This is a genomic window from Pseudomonas sp. GW821-FHT03A09 (assembly GCF_059421065.1).
In genome coordinates this window covers 352,686-370,151 of record NZ_JBWKUX010000003.1, presented here as the reverse complement: position 1 = coordinate 370,151, position 17,466 = coordinate 352,686, and the positions used below count along the sequence as shown (strand labels likewise).

14 protein-coding genes are annotated in these 17,466 nt (G+C 59.1%); 5 read left to right on the top strand and 9 right to left on the bottom strand.

What is annotated here, in order from left to right:
- Window positions 1-105: 105 nt before the first annotated feature.
- From cysG to AC07V4_RS06905, 6 genes are read right to left on the bottom strand one after another with little or no spacing between them, the layout of a single operon-like run.
- Window positions 106-1,500: a siroheme synthase CysG gene (cysG, locus tag AC07V4_RS06930; RefSeq protein ID WP_431749191.1), complete on the bottom strand. Its 1,395-nt coding sequence runs from the start codon at window positions 1,498-1,500 to the stop codon at window positions 106-108.
- On the bottom strand, window positions 1,501-2,781 hold the full coding sequence (serS, locus tag AC07V4_RS06925) for a serine--tRNA ligase (protein WP_492635453.1): 1,281 nt from the start codon (window positions 2,779-2,781) through the stop codon (window positions 1,501-1,503).
- A gap of 16 nt (window positions 2,782-2,797) precedes the next feature.
- On the bottom strand, window positions 2,798-3,172 hold the full coding sequence (gene crcB / locus AC07V4_RS06920; RefSeq protein WP_431749189.1) for a fluoride efflux transporter CrcB: 375 nt from the start codon (window positions 3,170-3,172) through the stop codon (window positions 2,798-2,800).
- Window positions 3,172-4,494, bottom strand: a complete 1,323-nt coding sequence (locus AC07V4_RS06915; protein ID WP_492635454.1) for a replication-associated recombination protein A — start codon at window positions 4,492-4,494, stop codon at window positions 3,172-3,174. Before AC07V4_RS06915 ends, crcB begins: the two co-directional genes overlap by 1 nt.
- Before the next feature lie 27 nt (window positions 4,495-4,521).
- Window positions 4,522-5,145: an outer membrane lipoprotein periplasmic chaperone LolA gene (lolA, locus tag AC07V4_RS06910; protein WP_016975527.1), complete on the bottom strand. Its 624-nt coding sequence runs from the start codon at window positions 5,143-5,145 to the stop codon at window positions 4,522-4,524.
- Window positions 5,146-5,198: 53 nt separating this feature from the next.
- Complete coding sequence (locus AC07V4_RS06905; RefSeq protein ID WP_492635455.1) at window positions 5,199-7,607, bottom strand: DNA translocase FtsK; 2,409 nt, start codon at window positions 7,605-7,607, stop codon at window positions 5,199-5,201.
- 496 nt (window positions 7,608-8,103) lie between these two features.
- Between AC07V4_RS06905 and aat the strand changes: the two genes are divergently transcribed.
- From aat to infA, 3 genes are all read left to right on the top strand, one after another.
- A complete protein-coding gene (aat, locus tag AC07V4_RS06900) occupies window positions 8,104-8,784 on the top strand; it encodes a leucyl/phenylalanyl-tRNA--protein transferase (protein ID WP_492635456.1) in 681 nt (226 codons plus the stop codon).
- Window positions 8,785-8,840: 56 nt separating this feature from the next.
- Window positions 8,841-9,548, top strand: a complete 708-nt coding sequence (locus tag AC07V4_RS06895; protein ID WP_492635457.1) for an arginyltransferase — start codon at window positions 8,841-8,843, stop codon at window positions 9,546-9,548.
- A gap of 100 nt (window positions 9,549-9,648) precedes the next feature.
- The gene (gene infA / locus AC07V4_RS06890; protein ID WP_002553999.1) at window positions 9,649-9,867 is read left to right on the top strand and encodes a translation initiation factor IF-1; all 219 of its coding nucleotides are present in this window, start codon (window positions 9,649-9,651) and stop codon (window positions 9,865-9,867) included.
- Window positions 9,868-10,121: 254 nt separating this feature from the next.
- Here infA and clpA read toward each other — a convergent pair whose 3' ends face one another.
- A complete protein-coding gene (gene clpA / locus AC07V4_RS06885) occupies window positions 10,122-12,392 on the bottom strand; it encodes an ATP-dependent Clp protease ATP-binding subunit ClpA (RefSeq protein WP_025858957.1) in 2,271 nt (756 codons plus the stop codon).
- 29 nt (window positions 12,393-12,421) lie between these two features.
- Window positions 12,422-12,790, bottom strand: coding sequence for an ATP-dependent Clp protease adapter ClpS (gene clpS, locus AC07V4_RS06880; RefSeq protein ID WP_005789091.1), 369 nt, complete (start codon window positions 12,788-12,790; stop codon window positions 12,422-12,424).
- A gap of 224 nt (window positions 12,791-13,014) precedes the next feature.
- On the opposite strand from clpS, the gene cspD reads away from it, so the two are divergent.
- A complete protein-coding gene (gene cspD, locus AC07V4_RS06875; protein WP_492635458.1) occupies window positions 13,015-13,281 on the top strand; it encodes a cold shock domain-containing protein CspD in 267 nt (88 codons plus the stop codon).
- Window positions 13,282-13,359: 78 nt separating this feature from the next.
- On the opposite strand, the gene icd is transcribed toward cspD, so the two are convergent.
- Window positions 13,360-14,616, bottom strand: a complete 1,257-nt coding sequence (icd, locus tag AC07V4_RS06870; RefSeq protein ID WP_492635459.1) for an NADP-dependent isocitrate dehydrogenase — start codon at window positions 14,614-14,616, stop codon at window positions 13,360-13,362.
- A gap of 493 nt (window positions 14,617-15,109) precedes the next feature.
- On the opposite strand from icd, the gene AC07V4_RS06865 reads away from it, so the two are divergent.
- Entirely contained in the window at window positions 15,110-17,335 is a 2,226-nt protein-coding gene (locus AC07V4_RS06865; protein WP_492635460.1) for an NADP-dependent isocitrate dehydrogenase, read from the top strand.
- Window positions 17,336-17,466 lie beyond the last annotated feature (131 nt).

Below are 17,466 nucleotides of genomic sequence, written 5' to 3'. Positions count from 1 at the left end.
GATCATTTGGGGTGATTGAAGGCCTCATCGGGGGCAAGCCCCCTCCCACATTGGAATACATTTCAAATGTGGGAGGGGGCTTGCCCCCGATGCTTTTGAAAAGCTTCAGACCTGAGACTGGGCGCCTTCAAACCACTTGAGCTTCTCGCGTAGCACCACCACCTCACCAACGATCACCAATGTCGGCGCATGCACTTCATGCTCCGCCACCATGCGCGGCAAATCCGCCAAGGTGCCGGTAAACACACGCTGATTGGACGTAGTGCCTTGCTGGATCAACGCCGCCGGCGTATCCGCCGCACGCCCATGCTTGATCAGCTGTTCGCAGATGATCGGCAAGCCAATCAACCCCATGTAGAACACCAGGGTCTGCGACGGCCCCACCAAGTCATGCCAAGGCAGGTCCGACGTCCCGTCTTTCAAATGCCCGGTGATAAAACGTACCGATTGCGCATAGTCGCGGTGGGTCAGCGGAATCCCGGCATACGCCGCGCAACCACTGGCCGCCGTGATCCCCGGCACCACCTGGAACGGGATGCCATGGGCCGCCAGTTCCTCGATCTCTTCGCCACCACGGCCAAAGATGAACGGGTCGCCACCTTTAAGCCGCAGTACACGCTTGCCTTGCTTGGCCAAGTCCACCAATTGCTGGTTGATCCGGTCCTGGGGCACAGCATGGTCGGCGCGACGCTTGCCGACATACACGCGCTCAGCATCGCGACGGCACAATTCAAGAATGGCCGGCGCCACCAAGCGGTCATACAGCACCACATCGGCTTGTTGCATCAAGCGCAGGGCGCGGAAAGTCAGCAGGTCCGGATCACCTGGGCCTGCGCCCACCAAATACACCTCGCCGGGCGCATACGGCGGCGCGCCGTTGACCTTTTCGATCAACAAGCGCTCGGCTTCATCGCCCTGCCCGGCCAGTTGACGGTCGGCAATCGGGCCTTGAAAAACGTCTTCCCAGAACGCGCGGCGCTGCTGCACATCCGGGTACAGGCCTTTGACCTGGGCACGAAAACGCGCCGCCAGCCCGGCCAGTTGACCGTAGGTCGAGGGAATCCAGGTTTCCAGTTTGGCTCGGATCAGACGCGCCAGCACCGGCGCATCGCCGCCGCTGGAGACGGCAATCACCAACGGCGAGCGGTCGACAATCGCCGGGAAGATCACGCTGCACAAGGCCGGCGCGTCCACCACATTGACCGGCACGCAACGGCGCTTGGCATCGCTGGACACTTGCGCGTTCAGCGATTCGTCGTCGGTCGCGGCGATGATCAGGGTGCAGCCATCAAGGTCCGCCTCCTGATAACCGCGCAAAATCAATTCCCCGCCACTGCCCAGTACCAGCTCTTTAAGCTGGTCTTCGATCTGGGGAGCAACCACCCGCAGCAACGCACCGGCATCGGCCAGCAGCCGGGATTTGCGCAAGGCAATCTCCCCGCCACCGACGACCAACACACGACTGCCGCGCAGGTTATGAAACAGCGGCAGAAATTCCATTTAGCCGATGACCTCAACGCCCGCCATGTACGGCTTGAGCACTTCAGGTACACGGATCGAACCGTCAGCCTGCTGGTAGTTTTCCAGCACCGCGACCAAGGTACGGCCAACAGCCAGGCCCGAACCGTTGAGGGTGTGCACCAGTTCCGGCTTGCCGGTTTCCGGGTTGCGGAAACGCGCTTGCATACGGCGGGCCTGGAAATCGCCGCAGTTGGAGCACGACGAGATCTCGCGGTACTTGTCCTGGCTCGGCACCCACACTTCGAGATCGTAGGTCTTCACGGCGCTGAAACCCATGTCGCCAGTGCACAGCGCCAACACGCGGTACGGCAGCTCCAGCAGTTGCAGGACGCGCTCGGCGTTGGCGGTCAGGCCTTCGAGGGCTTCCATCGAGGTCGACGGCTCGACGATCTGCACCATCTCGACCTTGTCGAACTGGTGCTGGCGGATCATGCCGCGGGTGTCGCGACCCGATGCACCGGCTTCGCTACGGAAGCACGGGCTGTGGGCCACGAACTTCAACGGCAGTTGCTTGGCGTCGAGAATCTCGCCGGCCACGATGTTGGTCAGCGACACTTCGGCGGTCGGGATCAGATACAGGTCGGCTTCGCCGTCGCGGCTGATCTTGAACAGATCTTCTTCGAACTTCGGCAGTTGGCTAGTGCCCATCAACGCCGGGGCCTGCACCAGGTAAGGCGTGTAGGCCTCTTCGTAACCGTGCTCGCCGGTATGCAGGTTGATCATGAACTGCGCCAGGGCGCGGTGCAGGCGGGCAACCGGGCCACGCAACAAGGAGAAGCGTGCGCCGGACATCTTGGCCGCGGTTTCGAAATCCAGGCCACCGGTCAACTCGCCCAGGGCAACGTGGTCCTTGACCTCGAAATCAAAGGCTTTTGGCGTACCCCAGCGACGCACTTCGACGTTGCCGTCTTCGTCTTCACCGACCGGCACGGACTCATGGGGAATGTTGGGAATGCCCAGCAGGATGGAGTCCAGCTCGGTCTGGATACCTTCCAGCTCGACTTTACCGTCGGACAGCTCAGTGCCCATACGCTCGACGTCCGCCATCAGCGGCGCGATATCTTCCCCGCGCTGCTTGGCCTGGCCAATGGATTTGGAACGCGCATTTCGCTCAGCCTGCAGTGCTTCGGTGCGGGTCTGGACGGTCTTGCGCTGTTCTTCCAGCGCTTCGATGCGCGCAACATCCAAGGCAAAGCCACGGGATGCCAGGCGGTCCGCTACGTCCTGAAGGTTGCTACGTAACAGTTTGGAATCGAGCATGTCGGTCTCTCGTTTATCAAAGTTTGGTCAAGGACAGGCCAGCCCAGGTAGCGAGCAGCCCGCCGAACACGCTGATGCCCAGGTAACCGAAGGCTACCAGGGCTTGCCCGCTTTCCAGCAGGCGCACCGTATCCAGTGAAAAGGATGAAAAGGTCGTCAGACCGCCTACAAAGCCAACAATCAAGCCGGCGCGAATTTCAATCGGCACTTCCGGGCGTAACAGGAACCAGCCGTACAGCAACCCGATAATCAAGCAGCCCACCAGATTGACCGCCAGCGTCGCCGTATAAAAATGCCTTGGCCAATTGGCGCTGACCCACATACCAGTGGCGAAACGCAATAATGTACCAGCGATGCCGGCTACCGACACGGCAAGAATCGTCTTGAGCACTACTTTCTCCGCTGTCTGGGGCTGAGTCGATCGAGTTGGGCTAGGTGATTGAGTTTTTCACCGATCTTCAGCTCCAGGCCACGGGGTACCGGCTGGTAGAACGGTTGCGGTTCAAGCGCGTCGGGAAAATAGTCTTCGCCAGCGGCATAGGCGTCTGGCTCGTCATGGGCATAGCGGTATTCGTCGCCGTAACCCAGTTGCTTCATCAGCTTGGTCGGCGCATTGCGCAGGTGCAGCGGCACTTCGAGGGAGCCGTGTTCGGCGGCGGCGCGCAAGGCCGATTTGAACCCCATGTACACCGCGTTGCTTTTCGGCGCGCAGGCCAGGTAAGTGATGGCCTGGGCCACCGCCAGCTCGCCTTCCGGGCTACCGAGGCGTTCCTGCACCTCCCACGCGGCCAGGCACAGGCTCAGGGCACGCGGGTCGGCGTTACCAATATCTTCGCTGGCCATGCGCACCACGCGGCGCGCCAGGTACAGCGGGTCGCAACCACCGTCGATCATGCGCGCGAACCAGTACAGCGCACCGTCCGGGTTGGAACCGCGCACGGATTTGTGCAGCGCCGAGATCTGGTCGTAGAACGCTTCCCCGCCTTTGTCGAAACGACGGCGGGTGTCGCCGAGCAGGCTTTGCAGGAGGTCGACGCCAATCTCGCTGCCGTCTTCGGCCAGGTCGGAGGCGTTTTCCAGCAGGTTGAGAAAGCGCCGGCCGTCACCGTCGGCGGCGGTCAGCAAAATCTTGAAGGCTGCATCGCCGACACTCAGGTGGCGCTTGCCCAGGCCCTTGTCTTCGTTCAAGGCACGCTGCAGCAGCTTTTGCATCGCCGCTTCGTCCAGGCTCTTGAGCACATAGACCCGCGCCCGCGAGAGCAAGGCGTTATTGAGTTCAAACGAAGGGTTTTCGGTGGTGGCGCCGATAAAAATCAGCGTGCCGTCTTCGACATACGGCAAAAACGCATCCTGCTGCGATTTGTTGAAGCGATGCACTTCATCGACGAACAGGATGGTGCGCTTGCCGTATTGCCCGGCCTGCTGCTTGGCGACATCCACCGCCTGGCGGATCTCCTTGACCCCGGCCAGTACCGCCGAGACCGTTTCGAAGTGAGCGTCCGAGACTTTCGCCAGGAGCCGCGCCAGGGTGGTTTTACCCACCCCCGGCGGCCCCCAGAAAATCATCGAGTGCAGCGCACCCTGCTCCAAGGCTTCGCGCAGTGGCTTACCGCGAGCGAGCAGGTGTTCCTGCCCGACGTACTCATCCAGGTTGGTCGAGCGCAAGCGCGCGGCCAGGGGCTGAGCAATCGGGTCACTTCGAAACAGATCCATGGGCAGCGTCTGAAACCTCTCGGCAGGTTATTCCTGGATCACGTCGGCACCCTTGGGGATGTCGAACTTGAACTTGGAGGCCGGCACCGGCTGGTTGGCCTTGACCCCGGAGAACAGGATATCGGTACGCTGGCCGACGCTGTCGACCAGGCGCATGTTGTTGATCACGCCATTGCCGAACGACAGGGACAGCGTGTCAAACAGCGTGTCCTTGGATTTCGGCTTGAGGGTGAACTCGATCACGTTGCTGGTTTGCTTGGAGGTGATGTCGAAGCTGTCGTTGATTTTCGACACGTCACCCGACAGCAACAGTGCCGGTGTCTGGTTCAGGCGTGGGTCCAGCTTCTTGATGGTTGCCTGTTCCAGGTCAGGGTCCCACAGGGTGACCTTCTGGCCGTCGGAGACGATGGTCTGCTCGGCCTTCCCTTCCGTGTGCCAGTAGAACAAGCCAGGACGCTGCACAGCCATCTCACCCGCAGTTTCCTGCAACTGAGTGCCACCGGCATCCAGGGTCAACTGGGAGAAGCGCGCGGTCAGGGTCTGGGATTTGTCCAACAGGTTCTTCAGGCTGGCGACGGAGGCCGGATCAGCGTGAGCCGAAACAGCGGTCAGGGCCAGTGCCGGCAACAACAGCATGCGGATAAGACGCATGGGAGTCCTCATTGAGTGTCAGGGCGCGCCGTGTGTTGCCACACAGCGCGGGATCAGTCGCGCATCTGCCCGGGGGCGATGACTTCACGCGAGCCGTTGGTGTTCATGGCGGTCACGACGCCGGCCATTTCCATGGCTTCGATCATGCGGGCGGCGCGGTTGTAGCCGATTTTCAGTTTGCGTTGTACAGCGGAGATCGAGGCGCGACGGCTTTCCAGCACGAACGCCACGGCTTCGTCGTAGAGGGCGTCGGTTTCAGCATCGTCGTCACCACCGCCGCCGCCATTCTCAAAGCCGCTGCCAGCTTCCTCGACGCCGTTGAGGATATCGTCGTTGTACTCAGGCGCGCCGCGCAGTTTCCAGGCTTCCACCACGCGATGTACTTCATCGTCGGAAACGAACGCGCCGTGAACCCGGATCGGCAAGCTGGTGCCGGGCGGCATGTAGAGCATGTCACCGTGGCCAAGCAATTGTTCGGCGCCGCCCTGGTCGATGATGGTCCGCGAGTCGATCTTGCTCGACACTTGGAACGCCATGCGCGTCGGTATGTTGGCCTTGATCAGGCCGGTGATCACATCCACCGACGGACGCTGGGTGGCCAGGATCAAGTGAATGCCAGCCGCACGGGCCTTCTGGGCAATACGGGCGATCAGTTCTTCGACCTTCTTGCCAACGATCATCATCATGTCGGCAAATTCGTCGACCACCACCACGATGGTTGGCAGCTTGGTCAGTTTCGGCGCTTCGTCGTGAATGCTTTCACGCTTGTACAACGGATCATCAATGGTCTCGCCGCGCTCGTGGGCTTCCTTGATCTTGGCATTGAAGCCCGACAAGTTACGTACGCCCATCTTCGCCATCAGCTTGTAGCGACGCTCCATCTCGGCGACGCTCCAGCGCAAGGCGTTGGCGGCGTCCTTCATGTCGGTGACCACCGGACACAACAGGTGCGGAATGCCTTCGTAGATCGACAGTTCCAACATCTTCGGGTCGATCATGATCAGCTTGGCGTCTTCCGGGCCGGACTTGAACAGGATCGACAGGATCATTGCGTTCACACCCACCGACTTACCGGAACCGGTGGTACCAGCCACCAGCAAGTGAGGCATTTTCGCCAGGTCGGTGATCACCGGCTTGCCGCCGATGTCATGACCGAGGGCCAAGGTGACCGGCGATTTGAAGTTGTCATATTCCGGCGTCGACAGCACTTCGGAGAAGCGCACGATCTGACGGTCTTCGTTGGGAATCTCGATACCCACGGTGGTCTTGCCCGGGATCACTTCCACCACACGCACACTGGTCACGGCCAGGGAACGGGCCAAGTCCTTCGCCAGGTTGGCGATACGGCTGACCTTCACGCCAGCAGCCGGTTGGATTTCGTAACGGGTAATCACTGGACCGGGGTGGATGGAGTCCACCGCGACTTCAACGCCGAATTCCTTGAGTTTGATTTCCAACAAGTGACCGACGGCCGCCAGGGATTCCGGGGAATAATTGAGCTGTTTCTTTTCAGCCGGGTCGAGAATCGAGATCGGCGGCAAGGTGCCTTCGACAGCGCTGTCAATAAACAACGGTGCCTGCTTCTCTTTTTGTACGCGATGGCTGGGCTCGGGGGCCTTGGGTGGTGCAGGCGCGATCACTGGCGGCACCTGCTTTTCGCGGTCCGACATGTGTTTGCTCAGGGCCTGCTCGCGTTCGATCAGGCGCTCCTTGACCTTGGCCTGTTCGCGACGGTCCGGCGTGCTTGGGGCTACGACTTCGTTGACGCGGGTGTCCACCTCACGCAATTGCGCAACCATGCGCTTGCGGTCGACACGGGCGGCCCACCAGCGGTTGGCGGCGCCCTGGAACAGTTCGAACAGGTCCAGCGTAATCTTGCCGGTCACGTCCATCACCTTGAACCATGACAGGTCAGTGAACACGGTGAGGCCAAACAGGAACAGCGCGATGAACATCAGCGTGCTGCCCTGGATATTCAGGGTCCTGCGCGCCAGGTCGCCCAGGCTTTCGCCCAGCGCCCCGCCCGCGCCTGCCGGCAGGCCGGTAGGCGCATGAAAATGGATATGGGCCAGGGCCGCGCCGGACAGCACCAAAAACACCAGGCCGATCAAGCGCCAGGAGAACAGCCAGCCGCTCCACTGCCACGGCTCGTGGCGCTGGCGGAAGATCTGCCAGGTCTTGATCGCCAGCAGCAACGGGAAGATGTAAGCGAAGTAACCCAGCACCATGAACAGGATGTCGGCGCTGTAGGAACCGGCGGGGCCGCCGAAGTTCTGCACGTCTTCGATCTTGCTGTTGTGACTCCAGCCCGGATCGTCCTTGCCGTACGTAAGCAAGGCCATCATCAGGAACAGGCAAAGGGCACCGATAGCGATCAGCGCACCTTCCTTGAGTCGATAATGCAGGTGCTGACGCCAGGCCGGCACGACTGCTGCTTTAGGTGTTGCGGCGGATTTCTTCAAAACGGGTCTATTCCTGCGCTTTAGCGCGTCCATCTGTTGAATAACTGTAAATACTGCCCAATCCGAGCAGCTGAAAAATGAACGAACGTCGTTGAATCTACTTTTAACACTGGGCGGTTGCGGGATGAAATGGCGATAACGCCACAATGGCCGCATTGTACGGGTTTGTGCCCCCGATGCCACGCACTTGCCCCTTACCGAGCAGCATAGACAGTTCAAGTGTCACAGCATGTTCAATTTGAGCACGCATTGTCTTTGCTGACAAAGGCTTATGAGGTGTTTTTACCAATCCAGGCAAGCTTGGCAAATGGCCTGCATGGCACCAACCCGATTACGACCACGCCTCACGCACAGAGTTGCAGAAACACCCGCTTACGCCAATCCACGCCAAAGTCCGATTCGAGCTGGCCCCACAGCGCTGCGTCGACAATAATCACCCCTTGTGCGGCAGGCGCCCAACCTGCCACTCCCCTCCCCTACCGTAAGCCCGGATGCCATGCTGACCTGGTTGCAACGCGACTCCCTGACATTTCCGCCACTGGCCAAGGCCATGCGCGAACCCAATGGCCTGCTCGCCGCCGGTGGCGACCTGTCGGCCGAACGATTGATCCAGGCGTACCGCCATGGCTGCTTCCCCTGGTTCTCGGAAGGCCAGCCGATCCTGTGGTGGTCGCCAGACCCGCGCACGGTGATATTCCCCGACGAGCTACATGTTTCCCGCAGCCTGGGTAAATTGCTGCGGCAACAGCGTTACACCGTGACCTTCGATCAGGACTTCGCAGCCGTCATTCAGGCCTGCGCAGCGCCCCGAGCCTACGCTGATGGCACCTGGATCACCGAAGGCATACAAAGCGCCTACCTGGCGCTGCATCAGCGTGGCATCGCACATTCGGTAGAGGTATGGGACGACGGCAAGCTGGTCGGCGGATTGTACGGATTGGCAATGGGCCAACTGTTCTTCGGCGAGTCGATGTTCAGCCGCGCCGATAACGCATCGAAAGTCGGCTTCGCGACATTGACCCGGCAACTGCAAGACTGGGGTTTCGTGCTGATCGACTGCCAGATGCCCAACGATCACCTGCACAGCCTGGGCGCCCGCGCCATACCGCGCGACGAGTTCGCAGCCTTCCTACGTAATCATTTGGATCAACCCAACACCGGGTCGTGGGTTTCCTAGGCGACATCCTCGCACCTGGCTTACACTTATTTCAAAGCTTATCCCGAGGGTTGATCATGACCGAGCTGGCGCGCTTGAAGTTTTATGCCACTCAAGCCCACTCTTGCAGCTATCTGCCCGATGAGCAGGCCACCACGCTGTTCCTCGACCCCAGCCAGCCCATGGATGTAAACGTGTACGCCGATTTGTCGGAAATGGGTTTTCGGCGCAGCGGCGACCACCTGTACCGACCTCACTGCCAGAACTGCAATGCCTGCGTTCCGGCGCGCATCCCGGTTGCGCAGTTTTTGCCGGACCGCAATCAGAAGCGCATCCTCAAGCGTAATGCCGACTTATCGGTGAAAGCGACCAAGCCGCGGTACACCGAAGAGTATTTCGACCTTTACCAGCGCTACATCGAACAACGTCATGCCGATGGCGACATGTTTCCACCCAGCCGCGATCAGTTTTCCACGTTCCTGGTGCGCGACCTGCCCTTCTCGCGCTTCTATGAGTTCCGCCTTGATGGCCGACTGCTGGCCGTGGCGGTGACCGACCTGCTGCCCAACGGTCTGTCAGCGGTCTACACCTTCTATGAACCCGCCGAAGAACGCCGCAGCCTGGGGCGTTTCGCAATCCTGTGGCAAATCAGCGAAGCCCTGCGTCTGGAGCTGGAGGCGGTGTACCTCGGCTACTGGATCAAAAACTGCAAAAAAATGAACTACAAGACCCAATATCGGCCGATTGAGCTACTGATTAATCAAAGATGGGTCACGCTTAACTAGAACCCCTTGGCTTAAACACCCTTTTTCGGGCACAATGCACGCCGCTTTTGCCTGGCGCAGTTGCACCGGGCCATTCACTGGATACCGAGGGCTTTACTGCATGTCGAAAGAAGACAGCTTCGAAATGGAAGGCACTGTCGTCGACACCCTGCCCAACACCATGTTTCGTGTGGAGTTGGAAAATGGGCACGTCGTAACCGCGCATATCTCCGGCAAGATGCGCAAGAACTACATTCGTATTCTTACCGGTGACAAAGTGCGCGTCGAGCTGACGCCCTATGACTTGAGCAAAGGGCGCATCACTTACCGCGCTCGCTAAGCAAGTCAATACAAAACGCCCGGTTATGCCGGGCGTTTTTGTTTGTGCGCAATTTAACAGTCGCCGCTTGACCTTGTGGGAGCTGGCTTGCCTGCGATAGCGGCGGATCAGGGAAGAATTCCTTGCCTGGCACACCGCTATCGCAGGCAAGCCAGCTCCCACATTTGATCTCTATTGACCTAAAGACAGCATCGCACTACCAGAGAAAGCAAAAAGGCGCCTTTCGGCGCCTTTTGCTTTGTTGCGATCAACTATCAGGCCATTTCCGCCGTAGTCTCGAACTCGAAGGTCAGCTCGCCGTCCTTCAGATCGATATGCACCACGCCACCATGGTCGGATAACTCGCCGAACAGGATCTCCTCGGCCAGCGGCCGTTTGATCTTGTCCTGGATCAGGCGCGCCATTGGGCGAGCGCCCATTGCCGCGTCGTAGCCACCTTCCGCCAGCCAGTTGCGCGCCGCGTCCGTGACATCCAGCTGTACGCGCTTGTCTTCCAACTGCGCCTGAAGTTCGGTGAGGAACTTGTCCACCACGCTCTTGATAACCTCATGGCTGAGGCGACCAAATTGGATAATGGTGTCCAGACGGTTGCGGAACTCCGGCGTAAAGCTCTTCTTGATGACTTCCATCGCATCGGACGAGTGATCCTGATGCGTGAAGCCAATCGAAGCCCGCGCAGCCGTTTCGGCACCTGCGTTGGTGGTCATGATTACGATCACGTTGCGGAAGTCCGCCTTGCGCCCGTTGTTATCGGTCAGGGTCCCGTGATCCATCACCTGCAGCAGCAGATTGAAGACTTCCGGGTGGGCCTTCTCGATTTCATCGAGCAGCAACACGCAATGCGGCTGCTTGGTGATGGCTTCGGTCAACAGGCCGCCCTGGTCGAAACCGACATAGCCCGGAGGCGCACCGATCAGGCGCGACACAGTGTGACGCTCCATGTATTCGGACATGTCGAAACGCACCAGCTCAATACCCATGGCCTTGGCCAACTGCCGCGCCGCCTCGGTTTTGCCGACGCCGGTCGGGCCAGCGAACAGGAACGAACCCACAGGCTTGTCCGGCGACTTCAGACCCGCACGGGACAGCTTGATCGCAGTGGACAGCGAGTCGATGGCCGCATCCTGACCGAATACGGTCAGCTTGAGGTCGCGCTCCAGGTTACGCAGCAGCTCTTTATCGGAGCTGGTGACGTGCTTCGGAGGAATCCGCGCGATCTTCGCCACGATATCCTCGACTTGAGGCACATCAATACGCTTCACACGCTTCTCGACCGGTTGCAGGCGCTGGTAGGCGCCCGCCTCGTCAATCACATCGATAGCTTTGTCGGGCATGTGCCGATCATTGATGTAGCGCGACGCCAGCTCAGCCGCCGAACGCAGGGCTTCATCGGTGTACTCGATGCCGTGGTGCGCCTCGAAACGCCCCTTGAGACCGCGCAGGATGCCGATGGTGTCTTCAACCGACGGCTCGGACACGTCGACTTTCTGGAAGCGACGCGCCAGGGCACGGTCTTTTTCGAAGATGCCGCGGAACTCCTGGAACGTGGTCGAGCCGATGCAGCGGATATCACCCGACGACAGCAACGGCTTGAGCAGGTTGGAGGCGTCCATCACGCCACCGGATGCAGCACCGGCACCGATGATGGTGTGGATCTCATCAATAAACAGAATCGCCTGCGGGCGTTTTTTCAGTTCGCCGAGCAACGCCTTGAAGCGCTTCTCGAAATCGCCACGGTACTTGGTCCCGGCGAGCAACGCGCCCAGGTCCAGGGAGTAAACGACGCTGTTGGCCAGCAGGTCAGGCACCTGGTTGTCGACAATGCGTTTGGCCAGGCCTTCGGCAATCGCAGTTTTACCCACGCCCGCCTCACCCACCAGCAACGGATTGTTCTTGCGACGACGTGCAAGGATCTGCGCTACGCGTTCAACTTCAAGTTCACGCCCCACCAGCGGATCGATCCGCCCCTGGCGCGCCAGTTCATTGAGGTTGCTGGCATAGGCATCCAGTGGATTGCCCGAAGAAGAAGACTCACCGCCCTCGTCGTCCTGCATATCCTGCTCACCCTCGGAATGATCGCCGTGCCCAGGCACTTTGGAGATACCGTGGGCGATGTAGTTGACGACATCGATACGAGCAACGCTCTGCTGCTTGAGCAGGAACACTGCCTGGCTTTCCTGTTCGCTGAAAATCGCCACAAGCACATTGGCGCCTGTGACTTCACGCTTACCGGAGCTCTGTACATGGAATACAGCACGCTGCAATACCCGCTGAAAGCCCAGGGTCGGCTGGGTTTCACGGTCCTCGTCATGCACGGGGATCAGTGGCGTGGTGGAGTCGATAAACTCCTGCAGGTCATGCTTGAGTTTGTCGAGGTTGGCGCCGCACGCACGTAGAACGGTGGCGGCAGCTTCGTTATCCAAAAGTGCCAGCAGCAGGTGCTCGACGGTCATGAATTCATGACGCTTCGAACGGGCCTCCTTGAAGGCAAGATTGAGGGTGACTTCGAGCTCGCGGTTTAACATAGCTTCACCTCATACCCAAGTGGTCGGCGTTAACCGTCCTTCTCGATTTCACAGAGTAGCGGATGCTGGCTTTCCCTGGCGTACTGGTTGACCTGCATGGCCTTTGTCTCGGCGATGTCGCGGGTAAACACTCCACATACTGCCCGTCCTTCTGTATGAACGGCCAGCATTACCTTGGTCGCCAACTCGCGGTTCAGGTTAAAAAACACCTCGAGCACTTCGACGACGAAATCCATCGGTGTGTAGTCATCATTAAACAAAACCACCTTGTACATCGGCGGCGCCTGTAGAGCAGGCTTCGCCTCCTGGACAGCAATGCCTGCAGAACCGTCGTCATCGTGTTCCTGATCCGGGCGATCCTGATTGAATGTTAGTCGAATCTGGCTATTTGCATGCATGGAAAGAAAGGTTCGTCAGTGGTTCAAATACAGTGATGGGGGCGGCCTGCCGGATTTTCAACCCTGACCGATTGGTCGCCTTGACTATCGGCGAAACGGTGTTACAACCAATAGAACCCACAGTGGGTAAAAAAGGTCCGCGCAGTCAACCTTATTTATTCGGGTTAGGACGGATAAACTGGATGATACTCCAGTGATGGAGTCTGGTGCAGAGGGATATGGAGATGGCAAGCGGTAAGGTCAAGTGGTTCAACAATGCCAAGGGATTCGGCTTCGTTAATGAAGATGGCGGTAGTGAAGATCTTTTTGCCCATTTTTCAGCGATCAACATGGATGGCTATAAAACACTAAAAGCGGGTCAACCCGTGAGGTTTGACATTATTCAAGGACCGAAAGGGCTACACGCCGTGAACATCTCTGCAGTTACGGCCGACGCCTGCGCAAAAATCGCTACACCCACCGCTCAAAAAGAAAAGAAATTAACGGTCTGATCCACCACTGAGTGCGTGAGTAGCGACAAAAAACGGCCCTCCCAATCAACTTGGGAGGGCCGTTTTTCTTGACCGCTCTTACATATGCGAAATCAGCGCATCACCGAAACCTGATGACGATACGAGTTTCGCGCCGTCCATGAGACGCTCGAAGTCATAGGTCACGGTCTTGGCCGAAATAGCGCCATTGGTGCCCTTGATAATCAGATCAGCCGCTTCTGTCCAACCCATGTGCCGCAGCATCATCTCTGCCGACAGGATCAGCGAACCTGGGTTGACCTGATCCTTGCCCGCGTACTTCGGCGCAGTACCGTGGGTAGCCTCGAACATCGCCACGGTGTCGGACAGGTTGGCCCCCGGCGCAATACCGATACCCCCTACTTCGGCCGCCAAGGCGTCGGAAAGATAGTCGCCGTTCAGGTTGAGGGTGGCGATCACATCATATTCAGCCGGGCGCAACAGGATCTGCTGGAGCATCGCATCGGCGATGGCGTCCTTGACCACCACGTTCTTGCCGGTCTTCGGGTTCTTGAACTGCATCCACGGGCCGCCATCGAGCAAGGTCGCGCCGAACTCCTCGGCCGCCACTTCATAGGCCCACTCCTTGAAGGCCCCCTCGGTGAATTTCATGATGTTGCCTTTGTGCACGATGGTCAGCGAGTCGCGATCGTTATCCACGACATATTGCAGAGCCTTGCGCGCCAGGCGCTTAGTGCCCTCCTTGGAGACGGGCTTAACGCCAATACCGCAATCCTGGTCAAAACGGATCTTGGTGACGCCCATTTCTTCCTTGAGGAACTTGATCACCTTGATCGCTTCCGGCGAACCGGCTTTCCACTCGATCCCGGCGTAAATATCTTCAGAGTTTTCGCGGAAGATGGTCATGTCCACATCGCCCGGCTTCTTGACCGGACTCGGCACACCTTCAAACCAGCGCACCGGGCGCAGACACACATAGAGGTCGAGCTGCTGACGCAGGGCCACGTTCAACGAACGGATACCACCACCGACCGGCGTGGTGAGCGGCCCCTTGATGGATACGACGTAATCCTTCACTGCATCCAGGGTTTCCTGAGGCAGCCAGGTGTCCTGGTCGTAGACTTGAGTCGCCTTTTCGCCGGCATACACCTCCATCCAGGAGATTTTGCGCTTGCCGCCGTACGCCTTTTGAACAGCTGCATCGACAACCTTGATCATCACCGGGCTGATATCGACACCGATGCCGTCGCCTTCGATATACGGGATGATCGGGTTATCAGGAACATTGAGAGAATGGTCTGCGTTGACGGTGATTTTGTCGCCGACTGCCGGAACCTGAATCTTCTGGTATCCCATGCTGAACTCCGTTTGTGGTTGAAACCTCGGGCTGCGTTCGAGCCTACTCCAGATAAATGACGACTGAAACCTCACGCCAGGGTCATTTTCCTCGAAAACAGCACATTTAGCCGCCTACAAGCTTGAAAGCAAAGGCAAAATCGCCAATCTTGAGCACACCAAGCAACCAAAGCCGCATTGTCGCACCTGCGACCTTTAGACCAATGGACGACAGACCTTTTGTATGAAGGCTCGGCGTAAGCATAGCGACCTATGTATAATGCCGCCGCTGACCCAAGAGTCACGACGGCGGACCGCTCTAGACAGTAGCCCTCCGCTAGAAAGCAGGACTATTACAATAGTCCACCCGCTTGACGCTCGACTGATGCAACCCAACATCACCGCGAAGAAACCTCGACATTTCGCTCATGGATGACTTTGAACGAACGCGCTCCACCCGGCGCATCTCGAGTTTCTGCGCACGCTTTCAGCAAAGAAGAGAGTTAATCCGAATATGCCCACCCGCTCGAAGATCATCTACACCTTCACCGACGAAGCCCCAGCCCTCGCCACCTATTCACTGCTACCTATCGTAGAGGCCTTCACCGCTTCCGCTGATATTGCTGTGGAAACCCGCGACATTTCCCTCGCCGGGCGCATCCTCGCAAGCTTCCCCGAGCAACTGGGCACCAAGGCTATCCCGGACCACCTCGCCGAACTGGGCGACCTGGCCGTTACGCCTGAAGCCAACATCATCAAGCTGCCTAACATCAGCGCCTCGACTCCGCAGCTGCAAGCCGCGATCAAGGAACTGCAGGCCCAGGGCTACGCCCTGCCGGACTACCCGGAAACCGTAACCACCGACGCGGAAAAAGAAACCCGTGCACGTTACGACAAGGTCAAGGGCAGCGCCGTGAACCCGGTTCTGCGCGAAGGCAACTCCGACCGCCGCGCACCACTGTCGGTCAAGAACTACGCACGCAAGCACCCGCACAAAATGGGCGCCTGGGCAGCCGACTCCAAGTCCCACGTCGCTCACATGAGCAATGGCGACTTCTACGGCAGCGAAAAAGCCGTACAGATCGAAGCCGCTGACGCTGTCAAAATCGAGCTGATCGCTCAAGACGGCACCGCCACCGTCCTGAAGGAAAAGACTTCGGTACAGGCCGGCGAGATCATCGACACCGCCGTGCTGAGCAAGAAAGCCCTGCGCGCATTCATCGCCGCCGAAATCGAAGACGCCAAGAAACAAGGCGTACTGCTGTCGGTTCACCTGAAAGCCACCATGATGAAGGTCTCCGACCCAATCATGTTCGGCCAGATCGTTGCCGAGTTCTATAAAGACGCCCTTGCCAAGCACGCCACCGTGCTGGAACAGATCGGCTTCAACCTGAACAACGGCATCGGCGACCTGTACGCCCGCATCAAGGCCCTGCCGGCCGACCAGCAAGCGCAGATCGAAGCTGACATCCAGGCCGTTTACGCCGCTCGCCCTTCCCTGGCGATGGTCAACTCCGACAAAGGCATCACCAACCTGCACGTGCCGAGCGACGTGATCGTCGACGCCTCGATGCCAGCCATGATCCGTGACTCCGGCAAGATGTGGGGCACCGACGGCCAACTGCACGACACCAAGGCTGTGATCCCGGATCGTTGCTACGCCACCATTTACCAGGCGGTCATCGAAGACTGCAAGGCTCATGGCGCTTTCGACCCAACCACCATGGGCAGCGTGCCAAACGTTGGCCTGATGGCGAAGAAAGCCGAAGAGTACGGCTCCCACGACAAGACCTTCCAGATCAAGGCTGACGGCGTTGTCCGCGTCACCGACAGCAAGGGCAACCTGCTGATGGAACAGAAAGTCGAAGCCGGCGACATCTTCCGCATGTGCCAGACTAAAGACGCGCCGATCCAGGACTGGGTCAAGCTGGCCGTCAACCGCGCCCGCGCCAGCAATACCCCGGCCATTTTCTGGCTGGACCCAAAACGCGCGCACGACGGCGTTGTGGTCGAGAAAGTTCAGGCTTACCTGAAAGACCACAACACCGAAGGCCTGGACATCCGCATCATGTCGCCGGTCGACGCGATGAAGTTCACCCTGGAGCGCACCCGCAAGGGCCTGGACACCATCTCGGTGACCGGTAACGTACTGCGCGACTACCTGACCGACCTGTTCCCGATCATGGAGCTGGGCACCAGCGCCAAGATGCTGTCGATCGTGCCGCTGATGAACGGCGGCGGCCTGTTCGAAACCGGCGCTGGCGGTTCGGCGCCGAAGCACGTGCAGCAGCTGCTGGAAGAAAACTTCCTGCGCTGGGATTCCCTGGGCGAGTTCCTGGCCCTGGCCGCGTCCCTTGAGCACCTGGGCGTGACCTACAACAACCCGAAAGCCCTGGTACTGTCCAAGACCCTGGACCAGGCTACCGGGCAGTTCCTCGACAACAACAAGTCGCCATCGCGCAAAGTCGGCAACATCGACAACCGCGGCAGCCACTTCTACCTGGCGCTGTACTGGGCTCAAGCCCTGGCCGCCCAGACCGAAGACACTGCACTGCAAGCGCAATTCGGCGAACTGGCCAAGACCCTGAGTGAAAACGAGGCAACCATCGTTGCCGAGCTGAACGCTGTACAGGGCAAGCCAGTGGACATCGGCGGCTACTACGCGCCGAACCCAGAGCTGACCAGCAAAGCCATGCGCCCAAGCAACACCCTCAACGCGGCCATTGCCAAGTTGAAGTAAGGTTGTAAGGATGCAAAGAAGCCCCGGCCCCGTGCCGGGGTTTTTGTTTGCGCCCAGACCGCCTTCAATGAAGAAACCCAATCAAATGTGGGAGCTGGCTTGCCTGCGATAGCAGTCCTTCAGTTAATACA

Excerpts from the sequence above, each read along its gene's own strand:
- AC07V4_RS06865 (WP_492635460.1), top strand. The coding sequence starts at position 15,110 with ATGCCCACCCGCTCGAAGATCATCTACACCTTCACCGACGAAGCCCCA.
- serS (WP_492635453.1), bottom strand. The coding sequence starts at position 2,781 with ATGCTCGATTCCAAACTGTTACGTAGCAACCTTCAGGACGTAGCGGAC.
- AC07V4_RS06895 (WP_492635457.1), top strand. The coding sequence starts at position 8,841 with ATGACCGAGCTGGCGCGCTTGAAGTTTTATGCCACTCAAGCCCACTCT.
- AC07V4_RS06915 (WP_492635454.1), bottom strand. The coding sequence starts at position 4,494 with ATGGATCTGTTTCGAAGTGACCCGATTGCTCAGCCCCTGGCCGCGCGC.
- cysG (WP_431749191.1), bottom strand. The coding sequence starts at position 1,500 with ATGGAATTTCTGCCGCTGTTTCATAACCTGCGCGGCAGTCGTGTGTTG.
- clpA (WP_025858957.1), bottom strand. The coding sequence starts at position 12,392 with ATGTTAAACCGCGAGCTCGAAGTCACCCTCAATCTTGCCTTCAAGGAG.
- clpS (WP_005789091.1), bottom strand. The coding sequence starts at position 12,790 with ATGCATGCAAATAGCCAGATTCGACTAACATTCAATCAGGATCGCCCG.
- infA (WP_002553999.1), top strand. The coding sequence starts at position 9,649 with ATGTCGAAAGAAGACAGCTTCGAAATGGAAGGCACTGTCGTCGACACC.
- aat (WP_492635456.1), top strand. The coding sequence starts at position 8,104 with ATGCTGACCTGGTTGCAACGCGACTCCCTGACATTTCCGCCACTGGCC.
- lolA (WP_016975527.1), bottom strand. The coding sequence starts at position 5,145 with ATGCGTCTTATCCGCATGCTGTTGTTGCCGGCACTGGCCCTGACCGCT.
- icd (WP_492635459.1), bottom strand. The coding sequence starts at position 14,616 with ATGGGATACCAGAAGATTCAGGTTCCGGCAGTCGGCGACAAAATCACC.
- cspD (WP_492635458.1), top strand. The coding sequence starts at position 13,015 with ATGGCAAGCGGTAAGGTCAAGTGGTTCAACAATGCCAAGGGATTCGGC.